This is a genomic window from Bradyrhizobium sp. RDM12, from assembly GCF_051917485.1.
Taxonomy (GTDB): domain Bacteria; phylum Pseudomonadota; class Alphaproteobacteria; order Rhizobiales; family Xanthobacteraceae; genus Bradyrhizobium.
Genome location: NZ_CM133064.1, coordinates 2,690,224 through 2,706,205 on the forward strand (window position 1 = coordinate 2,690,224; position 15,982 = coordinate 2,706,205).

Genomic DNA, 15,982 nt, shown 5'->3' on the forward strand with positions numbered 1-15,982 from the left:
CTCCGTTGGGCCTGTTGGTGATGCCGCCGATTGAGCGCGTCGCAGCGTCGCGTGTCAGGCCGGCGAGGCGCGAGCCTTGGCGGCTTCGGCCAGGCGACGAGCCGCGTGTCCCCACGGCTGAGCGGCTGGGCAGGCCGAGGCCATGGCGATCCTGATGCGGCGGACGCTGATGCGCACCAGTGCGCCGATCTTGAGGAGCTTGAGGCGGATGGTGCCGCAGGTGGCGTCCGCAAAGGTGGTTTCGGCAAGGCCGATGCGCCGCAGGGCACAGATCAGCACATAGGCCATCGAGGCGAACCACAGCCGCAGCTGGTTGGCGCGCATGGTGGCGGCCGAGGTGCGGTCGGCGTAGAGATCGAGCTGGCACTCCTTGATGCGGTTCTCCATGTCGCCGCGGGCGCAGTAGATGTCCTCATAGAGCTGCCGCACGCCCGCCGCGCTGCGCTTGAGCGAGGTGACGACGAAGCGCGGATTGGCCTCGCCTTGCGTCCACTCCGCCTTGGCGACGACGCGGCGCTCCTGGCTCCAGGTGTCGCGCGTACGCCATTGGAAGTCCTTGAAGCGGCGTGCCGGTTGGCCGGTCGTCTCGGCTGTGGCTCTCGCCGCGGCGAGCTCCTCCTCGATCATGGCGACCAGGCGCGTGTTGCGGGCGAGCCCGAACAGATAATCCACGCGGTTTTGCTCACACCACGCCATCAGCGCCTCGCGCGCAAAGCCACTGTCGGCGCGCAGCACGATGCGCACGAACGGCCAGCGGGCGCGGATTTGCCGGACAATCCGCGCGATCTCCGCGACACTGCCTGCGCTGGCATCGATGTCGGCGCGCCGCAGCTTGGCCGCCAGCAGATGCCGGCCGCAGAACACGTACAGCGGCAGATAGCAGTAGCAGTCGTAATAGCCGTGGAAGAAGCGCCCCTCCTGATGCCCGTGCAGAGGATCGTCGGTGGCGTCGAGATCGAGGATGATCTGCGGCGGCGGTCGCTTGTGCGCCTCCAGGAACAGCGTCACCGGCAACGCCTCGATCGCCGCCGCGTCGTAGGCGATCTTGTGATAGCGCGAAGGTTCCTCCCGGCCCAGTTCCAGCCGGTTCAGCGTCGACTTGCCGGCCACCGGTGCGCAGTCCTCGCGCCTGGCAACAAGCTTGCCCGCCAGCACCGCCATCAGCGGGTCGTGCCGCAACTCGTCGTGATCGTTGATGTCTTCGTAGCCAAGTGCGATGCCAAAGACCCGCTGTCCGACCAACGTTCCGACTGCGTGCTCGATCAAGTCCACCCGGCGATGATCGCGAAAGCAATCGGCAAAGCGCCCCACCAGATCAATCGCCCGATCAGACGCGCCCAGCAGCAGCGCGCCCGCATCCGACGTCACCAGGCCACCATCAAAAGCCGCTTCCACGATGCGGCCTTCCACCTCTCCAAAATCAAACCGTTCTGCGCTACACTGTGCCGGCATCGGGGCATTCCTTGAATCACCGCGAAGTCCTTCTCGCAAAAGAACTTTCGCTGATTCGCGCCCCGATGCGCCTCAACACTGTGAGAAATGCGGGTTAGCGGTGCGCTGCAGAGCCGGGGGCCCATGCCGCGGCAAACTGGGTCCCGGTTCAGCAGCGCATCACTGCGTGCTGCGCTGTGCCCGGGACACGAGACTTGTTGTGCATCCGCGGTGCGGAATTACTTGACCGCCGCGCCCTGGCGTGAGGCGATGACGACGCCGGCGAGCACCAGCGCATAGCCGATCAGGTGAAACGGCTGGAGCTTTTCACCGAGCAGCAGGATCGCCATCGCCGAGCCGAACACCGGCACTAGATGGAAGAACGGCGCGGCGCGGTTGGGCCCGATCAGCGCGACGCCGCGGTTGAAGAACAGATAGGCGAGCGTCGAGGGGAAGATCAGTATGTAGCCGAGCGTCAGTAGCGTCACGGTGTCGAATTGCATGACATTGCCGGACCACACCTCCCAGATCGCCGTCGGCAGCAGCATCATGGCGCCGCAGCAGGTGGTGAAGGACAGAAACGACAGCTGATGAACCTTCGGCCGGCGCGGGATGAAGGCGGAATAGATCCCGAATGCCACCAGCGAGGAGGCGAACATGATGTCGCCCCTGTTGAACGAGATGCTCGCCAGCGCCGCGAGGTCGCCGCGCAGGATGATGATCAGCACGCCGCCCAGCGAGATCGCGATGCCGGCGAGCTGCGCAGCCGTCAGCCGCACGCCGAACAGCACCAGCGACCACAGCGCCACGAACAGGGGACCTGCCGACTGGATCAGAAGCGCGTTCAGCGCTTCGGTATATTGCAGGGCCCAATAGGAGATCGCGTTGTTGAAGGCGAAGCCGACCAGCGACAGGAACAGCATCAGCGGCAGGCTTTTGCGCAAGGCCGGCCAGTCGCGCTTCAGATGCGGCCAAGAAAACGGCAGCAGGATCAGGAAAACGCCGAACCAGCGGATCGTCGTCACCGTCAGCGGCGGCACATGCGCGCCGACATGGCGCGCGAGCACGATGTTTCCGGCCCAGAACAGCGAGCTCAGGCTGAGCAGCAGGTAAGGCTGGTTGTTGAGCCAGCTGGCCGGACTCGAGGCAGGTGGCCCGGGCGAAGCGATCGTCATTGGCGTTGAAAATGAGCTTGCGCCGGATCGTTGTCGTGACACAAGTCACGCCGCCGCAATGCTACAATGCAGGCACATCCGAGGAGGCGCCATTGGCGGTCAATATGTTGGATGCATTCTTCATATGTGGGCGCTCTTTCCCTCTCCTCTCACAACGCAGGGCAATCGCATATGGGGGCGATTTCACTGTGGCCATCCTTCGAGACGCCCGCCGTTGGCGGGCCCTCAGGATGAGGACCGAGTGTGCGTCAGCGGTTTCAACAGGGACCGATGCCGCTTAGCCTCATCCTGAGGAGACCGCGAAGCGGTCATCTCGAAGGACGAGGTGCGCGCTCAGAGTGCCCAAACGCCATATGCGATTGCCCTGCTTCACAACGGGAGGCAAAGGCAGCAGCGCGCTCGGATGAACTAGCCCGCCTGCTTCCTTGACGCCACGAATACGCCCGACAGCACCAGGGCAAAACCGATGAGGTGGAAAGCCTGCGGGTGCTCGCCCAAAAACGCCATCGCCATGATCGAGCCGAACACCGGCACGACGTGGAAGAATGGCGCTGCGCGATTGGCGCCGATCAGCCTGACACCGCGGTTGAAGCAGAGATAGGCGAGCGTCGACGGAAACACCGACACATAGAACAGGGTCAGCAGGTTCGGTCCATCGAGCTTCATGACGGGGCGCGCAGACAGCTCCCAGATCTCGAGCGGAATGAGACAGGCGGCGCCGGCGCCGAAGGTGAAGGCAAGGAACGAGAGGCCGTGCATCGGCGGCCGCTTCAAGGTCAGCACCGAATAGAGCGCGAAGATGATCAGCGCGACGATGAAGATCAGGTCGCCCTTGTTGAAGGCGATGTTCGACAGCGTGGTGATATCGCCATGCAGCAGGATGATCAGCACGCCGCACATCGAGAGAGCCACGCCGAAGGCCTGCGCCGCGGTGAGGCGGATGCCGAGGATGACCAGCGACCACAGCGCCACGACCAAAGGCGCTGCCGACTGCAGCAGCAGGGTGTTGAGCGCCTGGGTATGCTCCAGCGCCCAATATTGCAGGGTGTTGAAGGCGCCGATCCCGGTGATCGACAGCACGATCATCAGGCCGAGCTTGCTGCGGATCGCGGGCCAGTCCCGGGCGAGATGCTTCCAGGCGAACGGCAGCACCAGCAGGAAGGCGAAGGTCCAGCGCAGGAAGGACAATGTCACCGGCGGGATATGGCCGGCGGCGAGCCGCCCCACCACCGCATTGCCGGCCCAGCACAACGCGGTGATGCTGAGCAGGAGATAGGGCTGGTTGGCGATCCGGTGCTGGCCGGATGTTTCGGCGCCGGTGGTCTGGCCGGTGGCGGACATTGTGATTGTTATGGCCCCGCGTGGAGTGCGCCAGTGATAACGCCAGGGCCACCAGCCCGGCGACGTCCGGGCCGGTCGAGACCCGGCCCGGTTCAAAGACACGGAAATCGAGGTTGCAGCAACGGGGCGGATGCATCGCCACCATGCAGCGGGCGGGGCTGCCTCTCACGCTTTGGTCGAAGGGAGCGCATTGGCTTGGAAGGTTTCCGGATTTTCCGGGGATATCAAAGGCTTGGATCGGGCGTTGGGTCCTCAAAAAGCCCCGTTCTTGCTTGCCTAGAGAGGCTGCTTCCTTTATCCGGTTGGCTGCCTCGCGTACGATCGGCTCCGGGCCGGGAATTGGGCTGGGCGCAGGCATGATCTCGGGAAAAGTGGGTACCGGTTTTCCGTTTGGATCATGCACCCATAGAGATCTAAATTCTTCGAAGGATTACCCGCGAATGGCCAATGTTGTCGTCGTCGGCGCCCAGTGGGGCGACGAAGGAAAGGGCAAGATCGTCGACTGGTTGTCGGAGCAGGCGGACATCGTCGCGCGCTTCCAGGGCGGCCATAATGCCGGCCATACGCTGGTCATCAATGGCGAGACCTACAAGCTCGCGCTGTTGCCTTCGGGCGTGCTGCGCCCGTCGAAACTGGCGGTGATCGGCAACGGCGTGGTGTTCGATCCGCAGGCCTTCCTCGACGAGGTCGCCAAGCTGCGGTCACAGGGCGTCACGGTCAGCCCGGACAATCTGCGCGTCGCCGAGAACGTGACCCTGATCCTGCCGCTGCACCGTGAGCTCGACGCCTTGCGCGAGTCCTCCAATGCGGCGACCGCGATCGGCACCACCCGGCGCGGCATCGGCCCGGCCTATGAGGACAAGGTCGGCCGCCGCGCCATCCGCCTGATGGACCTCGCCGACCTCGACACGCTCCCGCACAAGATCGACCGGCTCCTTGCGCACCACAACGCCTTGCGTCGCGGCCTCAACCTGCCGGAGTTCGACGGCAACGAGATCCTGAAGGAGCTGAGCGCGCTGGCGCCGCAGCTGCTGCCCTATGCCGAAACGGTGTGGCGCCTGCTCGATATCGAGCGGCGCGCGGGCAAGCGCATCCTGTTCGAGGGCGCGCAAGGTGCCCTGCTCGACGTCGATCACGGCACCTATCCCTACGTCACCTCGTCGAACACGGTGGCGGCGCAGGCCGCGACCGGAACGGGCATCGGTCCGGGCGGCGTCGGCTATGTGCTCGGCATCTGCAAGGCCTATACGACCCGCGTCGGCCAGGGGCCGTTCCCGACCGAGCTGCTGAATGAGATCGGCGAGGAGATCGGCCGTCGCGGCCGCGAGTTCGGGGTCAATACCGGGCGCAAGCGCCGCTGCGGCTGGTTCGACGCCGTGCTGGTCCGCCAGACCGTGCGGACCTGCGGCATCAACGGGCTGGCGCTGACCAAGCTCGACATTCTCGACGGCTTCGATTCGATCGAGGTCTGCGTCGGCTACAAGCTCGACGGCAAGGAGATCGATTATTTCCCGGCCGGCGAGGGCGCGCAGGCCCGGGTCGAGCCGATCTGGGAGACCATCGAGGGCTGGAAGGAGCCGACCGCCGGCGCGCGGTCCTGGGCCGATCTTCCCGCCCAGGCCATTAAATATGTCCGCCGGATCGAGGAATTGGTGGGGTGCCCGGTCGCACTGCTTTCCACCAGCCCTGAACGCGAGGATACTATCCTCGTACAAAACCCGTTTGAGGCTTAACGATCTCTTACCGGGACGCGCGTATAGTTGAGTTGAAATGGCTGATTACTATCCGCTGATCGCCCGCGCTATTGCCGCCCTGGACCCCAACGCTCCCGGCGAAAGCCGGCGCGCGCTCTATGAGCGGGCGCGCACGGCCCTGATCGCGCAGCTGCGCAGCGTGCAGCCGCCGCTCTCCGAATCCGAGATCACCCGCGAACGGCTGTCGCTGGAAGAGGCCGTCCGCAAGGTCGAATCGGAGGCCGCCCAGCGTGCCCGCGAGGCGTCGCGCCCCGGTGGCGGCGCCCGCAGCGGGGGCGGCAGCGGCGATGCGTTCCGAAGGGCCAGCACCCGCGCGGCCGACCACAACCCGTCCGCATCCCCTTCATCGGCCGCGCCGCCGCGGGCCCGTCCCGCAGCACCGCCGCCGCGCAACGATCGGCCGCCGCCTGGCGGCGACGACCAGAACGACGCGCCGCGTCCGCCCCGCGCCCCGCGTTTCGATGCGCCGCGCCAGCCGGCCGCGCCGGAGCCGCCGGCCGGGCGTGATCGCTCGCCCCCGCGCCGCCCGCCGGATGGCGGACCGCCGCCACCGCCGGCCCCCGGCGTACGCGGCTTCCGCGACATCACCGCCGACGTCAATGATCTCGGCGGCGCCGCCGCGCAGGCCAACCGCGCCGCGCGCCGCACTTACGCCAACGTGCCGTCGCCCTCGCCGGAATTCGACCGGCTCGAGCCGAGCCTGGAAAACCGCGCCGCCGAAGGCGACGCGCCCTATTCGTATGACGAATCGATGGAGGAGGCCGAGCGCTACGCGCCGCAGCCGCCGTCGCCGCGTCCGCGCGTCGCAGCCGATCGCGGCGCCAAGAAGCCGAGGCGCGCCGGCTCGATCTTTCCGTTCAAGAGCGCGATCGCCATCGGCATCGTGCTGATCCTGGTCGGCGCCGGCATCCTCTGGGGCAAGTCGCTGGTGCAGACCGCGACCAACATGCTCAAGTCCTCGCCCACCCAGGTGGTCGAGGCGCCGAAGGATGTCGCGCAGCCGCAGAGCAAGCCGAAGATTCCGGATCGCGTCGGCCAGCCCTCCGCGAGCGACCAGCCGGCCGCGCCCGTGGCGCAGAAGGTCGTGCTCTACGACGAGGATCCGTCCGACCCCAAGGGCAAGCAATATGTCGGCTCGGTGGTGTGGCGGCTCGAGCCGATCAAGGCGTCGGGCAACCAGAAGGCCGACGTCGCCGTGCGCGCCGATATCGAGATCCCCGACCGCAAGTTCAAAATGACGATGTCGTTCCGCCGCAACACCGACTCGTCGCTGCCGGCGAGCCACACGGCCGAGCTGACCTTCATCCTGCCGCCGGATTTTCCGGGCGGCGGCGTCTCCAACGTGCCGGGCATCCTGATGAAGTCGAACGAGCAGGCGCGCGGCACGCCGCTCGCGGGCCTCGCGGTCAAGGTCACCGACGGCTTCTTCCTGGTCGGCCTCTCCAACGTCGACGCCGACCGCTCCCGCAACGTCCAGCTCCTGAAGGAGCGCTCGTGGTTCGACGTGCCGCTGGTTTACGCCAACCAGCGCCGCGCCATCATCGCCATCGAGAAAGGCGCCCCCGGCGAGCGCGCCTTCAACGATGCCTTCGCGCAGTGGGGCGACTAGCAGTACTCCGTGAGACTTCGGCCTGCGTGGTTCGAGACGCCCGCCTTGGCGGGCTCCTCACCATGAGGGTTTGATATCTCGCCGCGAAACGAGACCTCATCCTGAGATCCCGCCCCTTGGGCGGGAGTCTCGAAGCATGGCCGCAGGTACGCTCTCCTACTGCGCGGCTGCTTCCCGCTTGCGTGCCGCGGTGGCGGCTGCGTGCTCACGGTCCATCACGGCCCGGCAGCCGGGGCTGACCTGCGCCTTTTTTTGCACCATGCAGGCCCTGATGCGCGAGATGTCCGGGATTTCGCTGGAGCACAGCCGCATCGCATCGCCCGAGCACATCTGCTGTGCTTCGGACGAGAAGGCCAAGCCGGGTGATGTCTGGAGTGCGATGGCGGTGGTGGCGAAGGCCAACAGCGAAGCGGTGGTCTTTAAGAGCGAAGCGATGGTTTGATAGCGTGTCATGCTGAATACGTCCCCGAGTTCCGTGGATTGAACCACTTGGTTTTTGGGGCGCCGCACGCGGCTTGATATGCCGCATGTCACAGCCTTCACGCCGGGACCTCAATCCCGCATGTGGTCGCTCGATCTCTCGTGATGTCCGAATCGAAAAGTGCTGCGCCGCCCGAGCGAAGTATGCGTCATTGTCAAAGAGCTGCAATGGGCGGCGCGAATGAATTCGCAATTGTTGCGCAAGCGTCACGCAAAATGTGAGACGTTCACATGCCGTGGCTCTGGAACACCTTGCTGCACGACCTCGACAGCTTGGCCCGGTGAGCCTGCAGGCAGGCCTGCACCGCACCGTCATTGCCGAGATCCTTGCGGCACAGCCGCGAGGCGTCACGCGAGCAGGCATTCTGCTCCTGCGGCGTGCCCATATGGCCTTGCGCGAAGACAGGCGCATTCGACAGGCCGCCGAGGGCCGAGAGGGTGATCGTCGCCAGCAACAGCAGTTTACGAGACATCGGCGGCTCCAGATCTGACAAGGGAATTCAAGGTCCAGTCTGAACCCGCCGCCTTGCCACTTGTTCCCCCAAACAGCGCGCAACCGCGCTATCCAAGGTTCCCGCCGCGCTGCTATAAAAGCTCAGGGCATGAGGAGTTCTCGATGAAACGCTATCTGGTGTTTGCACTCGTCGGTCCGTTCGTGGGCGGCTTCCTGCTGCTGCTGACGACGACCTACCAGTCCGGCTACTGGACCCAGACCAATCTCGGCGAGGTCGGCAAGCTGCTCGTCGTGTTCTTCAAGACGCTGCAATACAGCTATCTGTTCGGCTTCCTGCCGTCGCTGATGATCGGCGCGGTCGACGACATCCTGATTCATGTCAGGCGCATCGGGCCGGTGCTGCGGATGCTGCTGGTCGGCCTGTTCGCCTTCATCCTGGCGTCACTGACCTACGGCTCGCGCGGGTCGGATTCGGGCGCGGTGCAGTTCATCCTCTACGGCCTGGTTGGCTTCGTGCCGGCGGTGCTGTCCTCCTGGTTCGTGTATCGCTATGTCGAGGAGCCGCGGCCTGCGGCGGCGGCAAGCTGAGCGCGCGACCTTCGGACGCGGCGCAGCAACCTCTGCTGCGCTCGTGCGTTTCATGATGGACATGACCATGCCCGACGACGACATTCTCACGCCGCCCAAATCCCGCTCAGGGACGCAGTCGCGCGCCGGTTTTTCTGGGCGCGCGGCGCGCGGCCCGATCATCGACCAGGACGGCCACGAGATCCGTCCTGAAACCCTGGAGCAGGGGTTCCGCGAGTTTCGCTTTGAGTTCGGTCAGGGCAACCCGTTGTGCAATTTGACGCGCGAGCAGCGCATCGCGCGGCTCGAGGCGCTCGCCAAGCTGCTCGACGTCGCCTTCGTCCTGCCCGGCACCAATATCCGCTACGGCATCGACGGCTTGATCGGGCTGATCCCCGTTGTCGGCGACATCATCACCACCGCGATCTCGCTCTGGCTCGTGCGCGAGGCCCGCGCGCTCGGCGCGCCCTGGTACCTTACGGCCCGCATGCTCGGCAATGTCGCCCTCGACGGCGTGGTCGGCATCGTGCCGTTCGCGGGCGACGCCTTCGACGTCATGTTCCGCGCCAACATGCGCAACGTGCGCCTCTTGCGCCGCTGGCTCGACAAGCAGCCGCGCCTCTGACGCCCGCCCTTCAGAAACGCAAAAAGCGCGACAGCCTTTCGGCCATCGCGCTTTCTGCGCACATCGGAGACTTCAAGAAAATTTACGCCGCGTCGGCGTCGGCCTCGGCCACCGGCTCGGGCTTGCGGTGACGCGGCAGCGGGAAGGCCTCGCTCTCATAGAGCGAGCGGATGCCGTTCTGATCGAAGCGGGCTTCCTCGACCTGGAGATACGCGCCATTCAGCGAATCCGTCGGCAACTGCTCCATCGCGAACTGCACGGCCTCGGCCGCGGTGCCGAACCGGCGATAGGTGAAGCCTGCACGCTTCTTCTTGCGGATGGCAGCGGGGAAGAGTTCGGCGGAGGTGTTGAAGTTGAACGGACGCAGTGGACGCATGGTCAAAGACCTCGTGATCTTGTCTGGGGCTTTAAGCGCGTGGGGTTTGGGAGGGCGGAGGCCGCAATCAAGCGGGCCCGCCGCACATCATTTTCGATCACTAATATAGGCTGTTTTGACAGAAATGCGACCCCTGCGATGGGAGATGATGAATCCGCGCATGGCAGCCCCGCAGAGGCTATAATCATAGCTAATTCAAAGTCTTAAATGGTCTACAGCTTGCCGAGGAGCAGCAGGACGAGCAGCACCACCAGAACGACGCCACCGATCCCCATGCCGGAATGGCCCATGCCGTAGCCATAGCCGCCGATCCGGCCAGACCAGCCGCCCAACAGATAGATGATCACCAGGATGATCAGGATGGTCCCGAGTGACATGGCGTCCTCCCTGGCGGCCGGATTTGGCTCATCGGCTGCACCGCCAGACAAAAAAGCATATCGCGCCGTCGGGTTCCATCCAGGAACCCGACGGCGCGCAACCTTATTTCGGCTCTAGCTTCAGGGCCGCCGAGTTGATGCAGTAGCGCAGGCCGGTCGGCCCGGGTCCGTCAGGGAAGACGTGGCCGAGATGGCCGCTGCACTTGGCGCAAAGCACCTCGGTGCGGATCATGCCGTGCGTCGTATCCCGCTCTTCGTCGATATGGCTCTCGGCCGCGGGCGCGGTGAAGCTCGGCCAGCCGCAGCCGGAGTCGAACTTGGCGTGGGACTCGAACAGCACGTTGCCGCAGCCGGCGCAGACATAGGTGCCGGCACGGTGGTCGTGCTCATATTCGCCGGAGAAGGGACGCTCGGTCGCCTTCTCGCGCAGCACCGCGTATTGCATCGGCGACAATTCACGCCGCCACTGCTCTTCGCTCTTGATGACCTTGTCGTCGGTGGTTTTCGTCTTGGTGTCGGGCATGGGTCTCCCGTTTGTCTAGTGATCTCGTTCTTGATGATCTCGCGATCAGTTGGTGGCCTTGCTGGCACTCACCAGCGTCGGCTTCTCGATATAGTTAGCCGCGAACAGCTTTTTCAGGTTCTCGACCTTCGGGATGTCGTTATAGGCGATGTAGGGCTGGCTCGGGTGCAGCGTCAGATAGTCCTGGTGATAGGCCTCGGCCGGATAGAACGCTTCCAGCGGGCCGACCTTGGTCACGATCGGCTTGCTGAACACCTTCGCGCCGTCGAGCTGGGCGATATAAGCCTCCGCGACCTTCTTCTGCTCGTCGGAGGTGGTGAAGATGGCCGAGCGATATTGGGTGCCGCTGTCCGGTCCCTGGCGGTTGAGCTGGGTCGGATCGTGCGCCACCGAGAAGTAGATCTGGAGGATCTTGCCGTAGGAGATCTTCTTCGGGTCGAACTTGATCTCGACCGACTCGGCGTGGCCGGTCCGGCCGCTCGAGACAGTCTGGTAGTCGGCAGTCGCCTTGCTGCCGCCGGCATAGCCGGAGACGGCGTTGACGACGCCGGCCGTGTGCTGGAATACGCCCTGCACGCCCCAGAAGCAGCCGCCGGCGATCACCGCGGTCTGGATGCCGCTTGCGGGTGCTGCATCCATTGCGGGGGCAGGGATCACGACGGCGTCTTCCGCGGCCCGGGTCGGTGCGGCAAAGGCCAGCGTCAAGGCGGTGGTGGCGGCGAGCAGGGACAGGACGGAGCGGCGCATGGCGGATCCTCTTTCGGAAGGCCTGACAGCTTAGGGCGGTTGAGGGCGGGCGAACAGCCTGCCCGGCGTTTTCAGACATCGGAGATACGGGCGGACCGGGCGATTGTTACGGCCTGGGAGACACGAACCCGTGAAAAAGTCGCAACCCTTGGCCCGGCTTGGCGGCGTGGGAACTCCGGGCTAGATGAACCGGCGCGATCACTGATTGACTTAAAAATGTGGTGACTGGAGCTGATCTGACAACATGCTGCGCCTCGTCCCCCTGATATCAGTCATCCTCGTCTCCAGCTTTGCGATCGCTGCGGCGGAGCGGCAAGCCGGCGACGACCTCGCCATTTGCCGCGACCGCCAGGCTGATGCCCAGGCGCGGACGTTAGCCTGCGAGAACCTGCTCAACGCCGATCGCCTCACCGGCAAGGACAAGGCGGTCGCGCTGTCCGTGCGCGGCAATAATCTGATCAACAAGCGCGACTACGATCATGCGATCGATGTTCTGTCCACGGCCGCGGGCCTCGACCCCGACAATGTCATCATCCTCAACCTGCGCGGCCTCGCCTATGAGCGCACCGGCAAGGACGACCTCGCGATGGCCGACTACAGCCTCGCCCTCCAGAAGCGGCCCACCTACGGCGTTCCCTACAACAATCGCGGCGTCATCCAGCTGCGCCGCGGCGCACGCAAAGCGCGCTGGATGATTTCAGCCTGTCGATCAAATACACGCCAAAATTCATCCTCGGCTGGACCAACCGTGCCCGCGTGCGCACGCTGATGAAGGATTATGACGGCGCGCTCGCCGATTTCGCGGAAGCCGAGAAGATCGATCCGGCCGCGCAGCAGATCGCCGGCAACCGTTGCACCACCTACGGCCTGATGGGCAAGTACGACCAGGCTTTTGCCGCTTGCAACGGCCTGATCGAGAAGCAGCCGAGGAATGTCTACGCGATTAACAACCGCGCCGACGTCTATTTCATGAAGGGCGATTTCGAGGCCGCGCTGAAGGACTACAATACGGCGCTTCAGCTTAACCCGAACAACATCCGTGCCCATTCCGGCCGCGGCCAGGTCTACGAGCGCAACAAGGATCTCGCCCAGGCCCGGGCCGATTACCGCTCCGCGGCCTATTCGCTGACGAGGTTCGACGAGTTCGACGTTGCCCGCGCCCGCGCCATCGCGCAGGAGCGGCTCGCTGCGCTGACGCCGCAAACGCCGGGAGGCGCGCCTAGCGGCCGGCGCGTTGCGCTGGTGATCGGCAACGGCGCCTACAAGAACGTCCATGCTCTGCCCAATCCGCCGCGCGACTCGAAACTGATCGCGAGCGTATTGAAGGACGTCGGCTTCCAGACCGTGATCTCCGTCAGCGACCTCACCCGCGACAGGTTCTTCGCCGCGCTGAAGACTTTGCCGACGAAGCGGAAAAGGCCGATTGGGCGGTGGTCTATTACGCCGGCCACGGTTTCGAGATCGGCGGGGTGAACTATCTCGTTCCCGTCGACGCCAAGCTCGCCGTCGACCGCGATGCCGAAACCCAGGCCGTCGCTCTGGAGCAGGTGATCGCAGCGGTGGGCGCGGCAAGAAAAGTGCGTCTGGTGATTCTGGATGCCTGCCGCGACAATCCGTTCGCGCCGACCATGCAGCACACGCTGTCGTTGAAGCTGGTCGACAAGGGCTTCTCAAACATCGAGCCCGGTGCCGGCTTCATGGTGGTCTACGCCGCCAAGCACGGCGAGACCGCGATCGACGGCGACAATGGTGCCGACAGCCCGTTCTCCAGCGCGCTCGCCCGCGAGATCAAGGTGCCGAAGGTCGAGATCAAGCTGTTCGACATCGTCCGCGACGATGTCTGGTCCGTCACCAGGCACGAGCAGCAGCCGTTCACTTACGGCTCGCCGCCGGGACGGGAAGATTTTTATTTTGTCGCGGGGAAGTGAAGGCCGAGTGTGGGGTGCGACTCTCCGCGCGTCATTCGCGGTGCCGTAGGGGGCAAAGCGAAGCGTGCCTGCCGTTTTCATTGCATGCGTGGAGAGTTGATGGGCACGCCGCTTTGCGCCTCTGCCCACCCTACCGGAGCGGAGTTTTACACGACGATACTCAACCGCTTCGCCGCGCGCGTGATGCCCGTGTACAGCCACCGTGCCCGGCTCTCCCCAAACGCAAAGCTCTCGTCGAACAACACCACGTCGTCCCATTGCGAGCCTTGCGACTTGTGCACGGTCAGCACGTAGCCGTAGTCGAACTCGTCATAGGGCTTGCGCTGCTCCCAGGCGATCTGCTCGATGCCGCCCTCGAAGCAATCGGCGCGCACGGAGACCTTTGTGACCTTGTGGCCGAAATCCTCGTCGGGCGAGAGCCGCATGCTGAGGATGCGCGATTTCGAGCGCGAGGTATTGCGCGACTTCACGCGCCACAGGCCGCCGTTGAACAGGCCCTTCTTGCGGTTGTTGCGCAGGCAGACCAGCTTGTCGCCGGCGACCGGAAACACGTCCTCGATGTTCTGGCGCTGCCGCACCCGCATGTTGTAGGCACGTCGCGTGTTGTTGCGGCCGACCAGAACCTGGTCGGCGCCCATGACGCGATCGGGATCGAGCTCTTTGCGCGACACCACCTCGCTCTCGCCGTAACGGCCGATGTCGAGCTCGCGGCCTTCGCGGACATCCATCGACATCCGCACGATCGGATCGTCCTGGGCCTGGCGGTGCACTTCGGTCAGCATCGCGTCGGGCTCGGTATTGGTGAAAAAGCCGCCGCCCTGGATCGGCGGCAGCTGCGCGGGATCGCCGAGCACCAGCAGCGGACACTCGAACGACATCAGGTCGCGGCCCAATTCGGCGTCCACCATCGAGCATTCGTCGATCACGATCAGCTTGGCCTTGGAGGCCGGCGCGTCGTCCCACAATTCAAAGCTCGGCTGCTCCTCGCCGGATTCGCGGGCGCGGTAGATCAGGGAATGGATGGTGGAGGCGTCATCGCAACCCTTGTTGCGCATCACCAGCGCCGCCTTGCCGGTGAAGGCCGCGAACTTCACCTCGCCGTCGACGCCGTCGGCGATGTGCCGCGCCAGCGTGGTCTTGCCGGTGCCGGCAAAGCCGAACAGGCGGAACACCGGCGGCGTGCCGTTGCGGCCGGGTTTTGCCTTGAGCCAGTCGTCGACGGCTTTCAGAGCGGCATCCTGATGCGGAGTGAATGTGGGCATGACTGTCTTGAGAGGGGCGAAACGAGGCGATTCGCTGTCCCCAAACTAACCATTCGCCGCGCCCGTTCAAGCGCAGGGCCGCCACCGCTATGCCGCGACCAGCCGCGCATTTTGGATTGTGCCCGCATGGGGGCGGTGCGAGAGTTCGATCTCGAACCGGGGGAATGTGACTTGTGAACGCGATGGGGCTCACGGCCATCGATCTTGGGCTTCGCGGCGCAACGAGCGGCGTGTTCCTGTTGATCATTCTCGCCGCGCTGCTGCGTCGTGCGACCGGCCAGCAGGCGTTGTTGGGCATGGCCATGTCTGCCGGTGGCGTGTTCTACGCCATCACGACCGCCCCGTTCTTTCCCAAATCGTCATGGTGGTGGGTGTTGCCGATCCTGTCCGGACAGCCTGCCGTGTTTTGGCTATGGGCGCGCGCGGCGTTCGACGACGATTTCGTGTTGAGGCGCTGGCAGGGCGCGCTCTGGCTCGGCATCGTGGCTTTCGGCTTCGCGCTCACGCTGGGCTGGGCGTACTGGCCCGCTTTGGCCGGGGCCGGCGGTCGAGGCCTGGCGTTGGTTAATCTGGCGCTGGCTCTCGCGGCCGCGGTTCAGACCGTCAAGACCTGGCGCGCCGATCTGGTCGCGCGTCGCCGCCGGCTGCGGCTGGCGATGCTGGCCATCAATGTCGGGCTCATCGCGGTCGTCGCCGGCGCCGGCTTCGCCGCCATTCCTGTCGCAGTCCCCGGCGCGCCCGGCAGTCTGCCGACCGCGCTCAGCCTGTTCGTGGTGGCCATGATTGCCGGACTGGGGGCTTTTGCCGCGCAGCCGGCCGTGCCCGTCAACGACGCCATGGCGGCAATCGTATCCGGCAGCGGACGCGGTGCCGATCGTGCGCCTTCCGCGGGAAGGGGCGTGGTCGATCCGATCCTGCTGCGGCGGCTCGATCATCTGATGAGTGTGGAGCGGACCTACCGGCAGGAAGGTCTTGCGATCGGAGCGCTGGCCGCACGGCTCGACGTTCCCGAGCACCGGCTGCGCCAGGCCATCAATGAAGGGCTGGGCTATCGGAACTTCAATGCGTTCCTTAATCGCTACCGCATTGAGGATGCCAGGCTGGCGCTGTCCGATGTGACGCAACGGGAGGTCCCGGTGCTGACCATTGCCATGGATGCAGGCTTCCAGTCGCTCGGACCCTTCAATCGCGCCTTCAAGGCCGAGACCGGCGTGACCCCGACAGAATTCCGGCGCGAGGCGCTCAGCCGGCCGGAAACCGACGACAATCCCAAGGCCAACCAGACGCGCCGCGAAATCGGCTAGCCGATTTTTGGATCGGGCAAGAGGGCCGC

General features: G+C 65.1%; 16 protein-coding genes and 1 pseudogene. 8 read left to right on the forward strand and 9 right to left on the reverse strand.

Features of this window, described 5'->3' with window-relative positions; genetic code table 11:
* Positions 1 to 54: 54 nt before the first annotated feature.
* The 3 genes from ACTGJ9_RS12985 to ACTGJ9_RS12995 form a co-directional block, all read right to left on the reverse strand.
* Entirely contained in the window at positions 55 to 1,452 is a 1,398-nt protein-coding gene (locus ACTGJ9_RS12985; protein WP_456673068.1) for an IS1380 family transposase, read from the reverse strand.
* A 218-nt stretch (positions 1,453 to 1,670) separates the two neighbouring features.
* Positions 1,671 to 2,606 carry a DMT family transporter gene (locus tag ACTGJ9_RS12990; RefSeq protein WP_456677359.1) on the reverse strand — a complete coding sequence of 312 codons (936 nt, stop codon included), beginning with the start codon at positions 2,604 to 2,606 and terminating at the stop codon, positions 1,671 to 1,673.
* Positions 2,607 to 3,014: 408 nt separating this feature from the next.
* Positions 3,015 to 3,947, reverse strand: a complete 933-nt coding sequence (locus ACTGJ9_RS12995) for a DMT family transporter (protein ID WP_456677360.1) — start codon at positions 3,945 to 3,947, stop codon at positions 3,015 to 3,017.
* 440 nt (positions 3,948 to 4,387) lie between these two features.
* On the opposite strand from ACTGJ9_RS12995, the gene ACTGJ9_RS13000 reads away from it, so the two are divergent.
* The 3 genes from ACTGJ9_RS13000 to ACTGJ9_RS13010 all read left to right on the forward strand — a co-directional run bounded on the left by ACTGJ9_RS13000 (position 4,388) and on the right by ACTGJ9_RS13010 (position 7,752).
* Positions 4,388 to 5,680: an adenylosuccinate synthase gene (locus ACTGJ9_RS13000; protein WP_456677361.1), complete on the forward strand. Its 1,293-nt coding sequence runs from the start codon at positions 4,388 to 4,390 to the stop codon at positions 5,678 to 5,680.
* 37 nt (positions 5,681 to 5,717) lie between these two features.
* Positions 5,718 to 7,310, forward strand: coding sequence for a hypothetical protein (locus ACTGJ9_RS13005; RefSeq protein ID WP_456677362.1), 1,593 nt, complete (start codon positions 5,718 to 5,720; stop codon positions 7,308 to 7,310).
* A gap of 136 nt (positions 7,311 to 7,446) precedes the next feature.
* On the forward strand, positions 7,447 to 7,752 hold the full coding sequence (locus ACTGJ9_RS13010; RefSeq protein WP_456677363.1) for a hypothetical protein: 306 nt from the start codon (positions 7,447 to 7,449) through the stop codon (positions 7,750 to 7,752).
* A gap of 265 nt (positions 7,753 to 8,017) precedes the next feature.
* Here ACTGJ9_RS13010 and ACTGJ9_RS13015 read toward each other — a convergent pair whose 3' ends face one another.
* Positions 8,018 to 8,263, reverse strand: coding sequence for a hypothetical protein (locus tag ACTGJ9_RS13015; RefSeq protein ID WP_456677364.1), 246 nt, complete (start codon positions 8,261 to 8,263; stop codon positions 8,018 to 8,020).
* Positions 8,264 to 8,406: 143 nt separating this feature from the next.
* Between ACTGJ9_RS13015 and ACTGJ9_RS13020 the strand changes: the two genes are divergently transcribed.
* Complete coding sequence (locus ACTGJ9_RS13020) at positions 8,407 to 8,832, forward strand: DUF5413 family protein (protein ID WP_456677365.1); 426 nt, start codon at positions 8,407 to 8,409, stop codon at positions 8,830 to 8,832.
* Positions 8,833 to 8,893: 61 nt separating this feature from the next.
* Positions 8,894 to 9,436 carry a DUF4112 domain-containing protein gene (locus tag ACTGJ9_RS13025; protein ID WP_456678512.1) on the forward strand — a complete coding sequence of 181 codons (543 nt, stop codon included), beginning with the start codon at positions 8,894 to 8,896 and terminating at the stop codon, positions 9,434 to 9,436.
* 82 nt (positions 9,437 to 9,518) lie between these two features.
* On the opposite strand, the gene ACTGJ9_RS13030 is transcribed toward ACTGJ9_RS13025, so the two are convergent.
* The 4 genes from ACTGJ9_RS13030 to msrA all read right to left on the reverse strand — a co-directional run bounded on the left by ACTGJ9_RS13030 (position 9,519) and on the right by msrA (position 11,459).
* Positions 9,519 to 9,812, reverse strand: a complete 294-nt coding sequence (locus ACTGJ9_RS13030; protein ID WP_148754538.1) for a hypothetical protein — start codon at positions 9,810 to 9,812, stop codon at positions 9,519 to 9,521.
* A gap of 212 nt (positions 9,813 to 10,024) precedes the next feature.
* Positions 10,025 to 10,189, reverse strand: a complete 165-nt coding sequence (locus ACTGJ9_RS13035) for a DUF3309 family protein (RefSeq protein WP_187436663.1) — start codon at positions 10,187 to 10,189, stop codon at positions 10,025 to 10,027.
* 103 nt (positions 10,190 to 10,292) lie between these two features.
* Positions 10,293 to 10,712: a peptide-methionine (R)-S-oxide reductase MsrB gene (msrB, locus tag ACTGJ9_RS13040; protein WP_456677366.1), complete on the reverse strand. Its 420-nt coding sequence runs from the start codon at positions 10,710 to 10,712 to the stop codon at positions 10,293 to 10,295.
* A gap of 45 nt (positions 10,713 to 10,757) precedes the next feature.
* Positions 10,758 to 11,459 (reverse strand): peptide-methionine (S)-S-oxide reductase MsrA, encoded by a 702-nt coding sequence (gene msrA / locus ACTGJ9_RS13045; protein WP_456677367.1) that lies wholly within the window; start codon positions 11,457 to 11,459, stop codon positions 10,758 to 10,760.
* Between the two features lie 244 nt (positions 11,460 to 11,703).
* On the opposite strand from msrA, the gene ACTGJ9_RS13050 reads away from it, so the two are divergent.
* Both ACTGJ9_RS13050 and ACTGJ9_RS13055 read left to right on the forward strand, forming a co-directional pair.
* A complete protein-coding gene (locus ACTGJ9_RS13050; protein ID WP_456677368.1) occupies positions 11,704 to 12,228 on the forward strand; it encodes a tetratricopeptide repeat protein in 525 nt (174 codons plus the stop codon).
* A 101-nt stretch (positions 12,229 to 12,329) separates the two neighbouring features.
* Positions 12,330 to 13,387 (forward strand): annotated as a pseudogene (locus ACTGJ9_RS13055) (caspase family protein).
* Positions 13,388 to 13,533: 146 nt separating this feature from the next.
* Here ACTGJ9_RS13055 and ACTGJ9_RS13060 read toward each other — a convergent pair.
* Positions 13,534 to 14,649 carry an ATP-dependent DNA helicase gene (locus ACTGJ9_RS13060; RefSeq protein WP_456677369.1) on the reverse strand — a complete coding sequence of 372 codons (1,116 nt, stop codon included), beginning with the start codon at positions 14,647 to 14,649 and terminating at the stop codon, positions 13,534 to 13,536.
* 182 nt (positions 14,650 to 14,831) lie between these two features.
* On the opposite strand from ACTGJ9_RS13060, the gene ACTGJ9_RS13065 reads away from it, so the two are divergent.
* Positions 14,832 to 15,953 carry a helix-turn-helix domain-containing protein gene (locus ACTGJ9_RS13065; RefSeq protein WP_456678513.1) on the forward strand — a complete coding sequence of 374 codons (1,122 nt, stop codon included), beginning with the start codon at positions 14,832 to 14,834 and terminating at the stop codon, positions 15,951 to 15,953.
* Positions 15,954 to 15,982: the final 29 nt, after the last annotated feature.

Coding starts and splice junctions, on each gene's coding strand:
- ACTGJ9_RS13010 (WP_456677363.1), top strand. CDS start 7,447: ATGGCCGCAGGTACGCTCTCCTACTGCGCGGCTGCTTCCCGCTTGCGT.
- ACTGJ9_RS13030 (WP_148754538.1), bottom strand. CDS start 9,812: ATGCGTCCACTGCGTCCGTTCAACTTCAACACCTCCGCCGAACTCTTC.
- msrB (WP_456677366.1), bottom strand. CDS start 10,712: ATGCCCGACACCAAGACGAAAACCACCGACGACAAGGTCATCAAGAGC.
- ACTGJ9_RS13025 (WP_456678512.1), top strand. CDS start 8,894: ATGACCATGCCCGACGACGACATTCTCACGCCGCCCAAATCCCGCTCA.
- msrA (WP_456677367.1), bottom strand. CDS start 11,459: ATGCGCCGCTCCGTCCTGTCCCTGCTCGCCGCCACCACCGCCTTGACG.
- ACTGJ9_RS13060 (WP_456677369.1), bottom strand. CDS start 14,649: ATGCCCACATTCACTCCGCATCAGGATGCCGCTCTGAAAGCCGTCGAC.
- ACTGJ9_RS13020 (WP_456677365.1), top strand. CDS start 8,407: ATGAAACGCTATCTGGTGTTTGCACTCGTCGGTCCGTTCGTGGGCGGC.
- ACTGJ9_RS13015 (WP_456677364.1), bottom strand. CDS start 8,263: ATGTCTCGTAAACTGCTGTTGCTGGCGACGATCACCCTCTCGGCCCTC.
- ACTGJ9_RS13005 (WP_456677362.1), top strand. CDS start 5,718: ATGGCTGATTACTATCCGCTGATCGCCCGCGCTATTGCCGCCCTGGAC.
- ACTGJ9_RS12990 (WP_456677359.1), bottom strand. CDS start 2,606: ATGACGATCGCTTCGCCCGGGCCACCTGCCTCGAGTCCGGCCAGCTGG.
- ACTGJ9_RS13035 (WP_187436663.1), bottom strand. CDS start 10,189: ATGTCACTCGGGACCATCCTGATCATCCTGGTGATCATCTATCTGTTG.
- ACTGJ9_RS13050 (WP_456677368.1), top strand. CDS start 11,704: ATGCTGCGCCTCGTCCCCCTGATATCAGTCATCCTCGTCTCCAGCTTT.
- ACTGJ9_RS13065 (WP_456678513.1), top strand. CDS start 14,832: ATGGGGCTCACGGCCATCGATCTTGGGCTTCGCGGCGCAACGAGCGGC.
- ACTGJ9_RS13000 (WP_456677361.1), top strand. CDS start 4,388: ATGGCCAATGTTGTCGTCGTCGGCGCCCAGTGGGGCGACGAAGGAAAG.
- ACTGJ9_RS12985 (WP_456673068.1), bottom strand. CDS start 1,452: ATGCCGGCACAGTGTAGCGCAGAACGGTTTGATTTTGGAGAGGTGGAA.
- ACTGJ9_RS12995 (WP_456677360.1), bottom strand. CDS start 3,947: ATGTCCGCCACCGGCCAGACCACCGGCGCCGAAACATCCGGCCAGCAC.